The sequence below is a fragment of the Priestia sp. P5_B4 genome, assembly GCF_056400385.1.
This window is the reverse complement of the sequence record NZ_JBFULJ010000446.1, coordinates 1-3,106: the sequence shown is the minus strand read 5'-3', so window position 1 is coordinate 3,106 and position 3,106 is coordinate 1. Positions and strand designations below refer to the sequence as shown.

The 3,106-nt window shown below is 36.2% G+C and carries 4 protein-coding genes; 2 read left to right on the top strand and 2 right to left on the bottom strand.

The features are described from left to right. Window positions 1–75 precede the first annotated feature (75 nt). Entirely contained in the window at window positions 76–261 is a 186-nt protein-coding gene (locus tag AC1DRF_RS21045) for a hypothetical protein (protein WP_427076551.1), read from the top strand. A gap of 136 nt (window positions 262–397) precedes the next feature. Next, the gene (locus AC1DRF_RS21040) at window positions 398–1,309 is read left to right on the top strand and encodes a LysR family transcriptional regulator (RefSeq protein ID WP_427076552.1); all 912 of its coding nucleotides are present in this window, start codon (window positions 398–400) and stop codon (window positions 1,307–1,309) included. A gap of 187 nt (window positions 1,310–1,496) precedes the next feature. On the opposite strand, the gene AC1DRF_RS21035 is transcribed toward AC1DRF_RS21040, so the two are convergent. After that, window positions 1,497–2,183: an O-methyltransferase gene (locus AC1DRF_RS21035; RefSeq protein ID WP_097823424.1), complete on the bottom strand. Its 687-nt coding sequence runs from the start codon at window positions 2,181–2,183 to the stop codon at window positions 1,497–1,499. A 178-nt stretch (window positions 2,184–2,361) separates the two neighbouring features. Next, complete coding sequence (locus tag AC1DRF_RS21030; protein ID WP_043982459.1) at window positions 2,362–3,081, bottom strand: pentapeptide repeat-containing protein; 720 nt, start codon at window positions 3,079–3,081, stop codon at window positions 2,362–2,364. Window positions 3,082–3,106 lie beyond the last annotated feature (25 nt).

Genomic DNA, 3,106 nt, shown 5'->3' with positions numbered 1-3,106 from the left:
GTTATGGGGCTATCGTACACCCTCCTTTCGAACTTTTACATATTCTATTAATAGGTTTGTAAAAGGAGGAATGACATGGTGTTTTCTTGGCTAGAGATTACAGCCGCAGCCTTTGGACTTTCAGTTATTTTGATAAGTTTTGCATTTTTACCTGAACGCCCATACAAAAGTCTTTATATCCCTCATCAGCTAGTAGCAAAATCTATTTTTCTCTATAAAAAGATTATTCGTTTTATAAATCAATTTCGACAGAAACTTTAGCTCATTTCCTTTCCCTGTTTTTATTCATTGGATATATCCTCCCCCTTTTTAATCAGCGCATTTACAGTAAATAATTTAGTGGTTAAAATAAAGAGTAAAGAAAAAGGATAAGCAGTTTGCAGAAATGGAGTTTCACATGGAAATCAGAGACTTAGAATACTTTATAGAGGTAGCGAATCATAAAAATTTTACAAAGGCAGCGCTGCAAGTTCACTTGTCACAAACGGCTTTAAGTAAAGCCGTCAAAAAAGTAGAAAATGAACTAGGATTTGAGCTTCTTGATCGTTCAACAAGAGAATTAAAGCTAACCGATGCAGGAGAAGTCGTGTATCATCAGGCAACTAAAGCTCTGTCGGTGTTAAAAGACATGCCTCACTTGTTGGGAGATTTAATGAACTTGCAAACAGGGCAAATCAAGATGGGAGTCCCTCCGCTCATCGGGACCTTGTTTTTCCCGAAGATTGCAAAAGCATTTAATGAACAATACCCTAAAGTATCTCTAGAGCTTATTGAATTTGGAGCAAAAAAAATTGAAGCACTTGTGGAAGAGGCTGGTGTAGATATGGGGATTGTTATGCTTCCTCTTACAAGCGGCCATGATGAGCATTTTCACGTATACCCGTTCGTTAAGGAAAGATTTCTTTTATACGCGCATAGAAACCATCCTTTAGCAAAACGTTCTTCCGTCTGGATGAAAGAATTGGAGCATGAAAAATTCATTATGTTTAGTGAAGAATTTACGCTGCACGACCGGTTAATTCAAGATGCTTTAAAATCAGGCTTTGTGCCTTCTATAGCGTATAAAAGTTCTCAATGGGATTTAATTATTGAATTAACAGCGGCAGAACTAGGTATTGCTATTTTACCCGAATCGCTTTATGCCAAAGTGAAAGATCCCAATATTACTACCGTACCTATTGCAGATCCTGAAATGATGTGGGAACTTGGAATTATTCTGTTAAAAGAACGCTACAGTTCATTCGCTGTACGAGAATTGATTAATTTTTTAACCAAAAAACAAATGACAGATAAATTGGGGCTCCTTTAAAAAAGAGTCTGGAACAAAAGTATGTTAGTTGAAGGACAATCCGAACGAGTTTGGTCGAGAATCCAGCTCGTTCGGATTTTTTTAGGATGATGATGAACGCAGGTTTCATGTATGTATTTGCTTCTAGCTGTTGATTGGATAGATTTAGTTATGTCTCCGTTTCTTTTTAGGTGTAATACAAGTTTTATCATTCAACAACCCCTACAATGAATCCATCATAGCCTTTGCTTCCAACAGTTTGTATAGCCGTGGCGCTGATTCGTTTTTCTTGAGCCAGAGCATTCATAAATTGGCGAATTCCCTTTACATTTTCATCTTCACTTTCTGAGTTCACCACATGCCCTTGACGAACAACATTATCACAAATAATCGTACTTCCTCTTTTCGATAATTCTAGAGCCCACTTTAAGTAATTTGGGTTATTCGGTTTGTCAGCATCAATAAAGATAAGATCAAACGGCTCTGTTCCCTTATCCTTTAATACAGCTAATGTATCAAGCCCGGGGCCGACRATGACTTCTACTAAGTGGCTTACTCCCGCTCTTTTTAAATTAGCTCTTGCTACTTCTGCATGCTGAGCGCTTAATTCGAGCGTAATCAGCTGTCCGTCTTTCGGAAGAGCTCTGGCTAGCCAAATCGTGCTGTACCCTCCAAGAGTACCAATTTCCAAAATGCGTTTAGCTCCTTTTAATGAAGCTAACAAATGCAGAAACTTTCCTTGATTAGGCGATACGTCGATGGCAGGTAATCCAGCCTCTTGATTTGCCTTCAATACCTCATCAAGAACAGGGTCAGGTTGTATAAGCTTATCATTCATATAAAGATCCACTTCATTCCAAATTTCATATATAGACATTTCCATACTCCTCCACATAAGTGATAAAAGCTTTATTATTCAAAGATACGAATATGTTTTTCTCATATCCACCTTGTTGCCGTAATCGTTCGTATTATGAATGTGTTCTAGCTTTCTAATAAACTATCCTGCTCGCTCTTAAAAAGAATTGCTATATGTCCATAAAAAAAGACCTTCAGAGAGGTCTTTTTTATCTTTAAATAATCGTAACTTTACTAAGATCTATTTTGGCACTTTTTAAAAAGTTATATGTCAATTTATCCATTTTTGCACCTTCAAAATCAGATTTCTTTAAATCTGATCCTCGGAACTGTACATTTAGCAAAGTTGCGTGGCGAAATGAGGCTTTTTTTAATGATGTTCCTTCAAAGATTGTTCCGTTAAATGTTTCTTCGTCAAATACAATGTCTGTTAAATTACATTGCTTAAAGTACGTGTTGTCATAGATACAGTCTTTAAAACTGGCCTGTTTAAAATTTGCCCATTTAAATTGTACGCCTGTTAAATTAACGTGATGAAATATTGCTTTCGTTAAATTGCTGCTTTTAAACATGCTGTCCGTAAGATCTGCGTAGCTAAAATCAGATTCATTCAAATTACTGGCATTAAATTTCCCTTTATACACCGATACAGAACGAAAATCAGATTTTGTAAGCTCGGTCTTTGAAAAATCCATAGGGACGGTTTGCTTTAATTCCTTTGTTTCTACATTCATTGATTGAATCAGTTCTGTGATATCACCGATAGAATTGATTGTCATATAATAAGCCTGTTCTTCATTATGCCCGTCTTTTTTGTAATCTGTAAATTTTTCCTGCAAGTTCTGTGATAGTTCTTCTTCTAGATCTTGAACATTTTCTACATCCTGATAAGGAGCCAAAATGTTATGCACATGATTTTTTATTTTTTCGTTCATTTATAACATCATCCTTTCTCACAAC